2 protein-coding genes are annotated in these 3197 nt (G+C 38.2%); one reads left to right on the top strand and one right to left on the bottom strand.

Features of this window, described 5'->3' with window-relative positions:
- On the top strand, positions 1-1030 hold a 1030-nt coding region (locus VJ937_RS08950), incomplete at its 5' end, for an Ig-like domain-containing protein (protein ID WP_324066555.1).
- A 412-nt stretch (positions 1031-1442) separates the two neighbouring features.
- Here the strand turns inward: VJ937_RS08950 and VJ937_RS08945 are convergent.
- On the bottom strand, positions 1443-2834 hold the full coding sequence (locus VJ937_RS08945; protein ID WP_324066554.1) for an IS1380 family transposase: 1392 nt from the start codon (positions 2832-2834) through the stop codon (positions 1443-1445).
- Positions 2835-3197 lie beyond the last annotated feature (363 nt).

Genomic DNA, 3197 nt, shown 5'->3' with positions numbered 1-3197 from the left:
CACCGAGGCCTATGATATTTATGGTATATGGCATGGAGTCTCGGATCCGGAACAAAAATATCGCTCCATTGCAACCGATGGAGCGCCATGGTATATTGTACGATGGAAAAATAATTTCAGCCATTCTGATGTTCAGTACATCGGTGACTTACAGTTAAATTATGGTTTTCAAAATCCTTCATCAAAGGATGCGGTTACACTATTTGACGACAAAATAGAGGTGAGCATTCCCTGGTCGTTGATCAATGTAGTGGCACCTGATAAGCGCACGGTTCTGAATGATGACAGAAGTACCTCTCAAACAGAGGAGGCCATCACAGACGGAATTCATATGGCAGTATATTATCAATCACAGTGGTACGATACGGATCAGCGTTTTACCTGGGATACATGGAACACCATTGATCAGGAAACCCTTAAAGAAACAAAGAAAACCTCTTACTGGGTAATTAAAGACAATCTGCAAAAGTTCAATACTCCGGCAATTGCCGTCAGGGATAGCTTTACATTTGATAATGAAACCTTTCCGGTTTTTGTTACAGGCGATCAGGGACTGCTAAAAAATGATTTCGATATTGACGGCGGATTTATGGTGGCTCTGGTTGATGAAGCTCCCGCAAACGGAGAGATTGAGATGTTTAGTGATGGTTCTTTTATTTATCAGCCCAATGTGAATTTTAACGGCTACGATTCGTTGAAGTATAGTGTTTTTGATGGTTATAGTCTGTCCGAAGCCAATTCTATTGTGTTTGAGGTTATGGGAAATGACTCTGATGCTGAAGACGATTCAACCGATGAAGTGGAACTGATGAGGGTATTTCCCAACCCTGTATCCATCAGTTTAAATATCGAAACGGCGGTGGTGTTTGAAGAAATACTGGTTTTTAATTCTTCCGGAGCTTTGATTGAAAAATTGGATTCTGGTAAAAAGAATTTTGAAGTAGATGTTTCCGGTTATACGGGTGGCATGTATTTAATTGTGGCCAGGTATGAGAACAAATATATTTCTAAGAAGATTGTAAAAGAATAGGGAGAGATGTCCCCGCACTGCCCATGGAATTTATCTTGTGGTCGGTATAAAAAAGAAAAAAGCCTGACATTTTTGTCAGGCTTTTTTCTTGTGAATTAAAAGGTTTGTTCATTCTCCCTGCGCGCTACCCCCTGACCCCCTGTAAGGGGAACTCCCACGCGCATATCCTTTTGTTACCTAAATTGAGCGATTCTCTTCCTCACGTTCCCATTTTTTTTCGTGATTATGATTTTTTGATAAATAGGAAGTGATTTAGTGGCTTAAATTGTCAAATTAAGAAGATTCATTAAAATTTATTTTTATCATAACATATAATTTGTACTCGAATTTGTATTACACTACATACCAATCCCATGCCACCAACTGGATTGATAGCGTATTAAGTCGTTTCGGGTAGGTTTTTCTCTTTTTCTCAAATGCCTAGTATTATTGGAGGTGGCGATTTGCATCGCTCCCATAATTCAACAATGTTTATCGATTGAAAAACTGCATTAGTCACTTTCATTACAGTGCTTCTGGCTCTTGATGATATCTTAACCGCAAAGTCAACTAATTTACGGCGAAATGTGTTTGGGTATGCTTGTATTGGTATGACATGCGGCGTTATATCTCGCTTATAAGCTTCAAAAAGGAAATGAACAATTACCAATAAAAGGTAATATGCACGGTTCATTCCAAAACAGTTAAAGGGGAGTTGTTCTTTACCGGCAAGTTCCTTTATGCTTCTATGAATCAGTTCATCAGCTCCACGCTCGTGCGATTTACGGACGATTGTTTCAGCCTTGAAATAGTGCTCTCCGCCGGCATTTAGAAGCATTTCATCTGCTTTTTTGCTTTGTCCTATATTCGTGTATATAAGGTTATCAGGCTTCCCCAATCCCATAATGTATTGCCCCTGCTGGTCCCGGTGCAGGTGAGTAAATATACAGCGTCTGAATTTCGACCATGCCCCCAACTTGTTACCAAGTTCCGTAAAATGCCAGATAGCTTTACCTTTTATGAATTTTTGAAAGCAATCTTCAGGCAGAGCTTCGATATAATTTCTTGTAGGTTTGTATATCTTTCCAGTTGTAATGTAGTGAATGTTAAGCTTTTCCTCAAATACTTCATAAGCCTTTTGGTCTGCAAAACCACTATCTGCACAAATGATAATGGGAACATCTTGTGAGTATTTTTCCCGGATAAAGTTTACCACAGCACTTACCCGGTCAATGTAATCAGTACCATGATTAGAATGCGCACTTCCTTTACGGAATAAAACATCAATCAGAAATGAGCCCCAACAAATATGGAGAGGCTGAAAACCTTTTTTTTTCTTGTAGGTTGGTTCGCATCCTTCACGTTTGCGGGCATCATCATTGTTTAATACCATGGTGTCGATGCCAAGTTCTATGATTTGAGGTTTTTCTATTTGCAGCCTCCAAAGAAACAGCTGGTGAAGTATATTGTTGAATATCTTGCTTTTAACAAAAGACATCTTTGCAAAAAAACGTTTAATTTGATGAGAAGAAGCCATTTCTTCCATAGTATTTTCTATAACCGAAGCATAACCAGTGTCGGTTTTTCTTGTATCAAAGGCACTAATTGAGGTTTCTGTTCCGTCTATCATAAAGGCAATAATTTGCTTAATGAATTGCCCGAGCTGAAGTCCCTTGTTGTTCGAACTGGGAAGCACAGGCATGACAGTTTTGAAAAAAAGCTCATACAAGCCAATATTTTGCACGTAACGCATAAATAATGATAGTCCCCCACGTCCTGAAATTTTTTCGCTTGTTGACGATATTTTTGTTATTTTAGAGCTCATAAAAGATAGTCTTGTTTGTGAAATGGTGAAGTGTCGTTTTTTTGTTTTGACACCTCTAAAATACACATTATCAGAGTAATAAACAAGCTATCTTTTATTTTTTTATTGCAAATCGCTCAATCTAGGTATAAATTAAAACAAGGGGTTTGTTCCTGCATGCTCCAAAAAATTGTGCTTCACCTTTGTTTCACCAAATGCAGAACAAAACTCACAAATCTCTAAATTTTAGCAATATAAAAACATCTCAATTGTTCCCTGCTGGGTCACCAATCAAAAAAAGCCACTCATTTTGAGTGGCTTTTTTGCTTTATAATGTAAGTGTTTCAACAGGGCCACAAAAACATCTGGCAAGTACTATAAACA

Origin of the sequence: Salinivirga sp., from assembly GCF_035268865.1 — a bacterium.
GTDB lineage: Bacteria > Bacteroidota > Bacteroidia > Bacteroidales > Salinivirgaceae > Salinivirga.
This window is presented reverse-complemented; position numbering and strand designations above follow the sequence as displayed.

Bases quoted from the DNA above. Each gene is read 5' to 3' on its own strand.
- VJ937_RS08945 (WP_324066554.1), bottom strand. From the start codon at position 2,834: ATGAGCTCTAAAATAACAAAAATATCGTCAACAAGCGAAAAAATTTCA.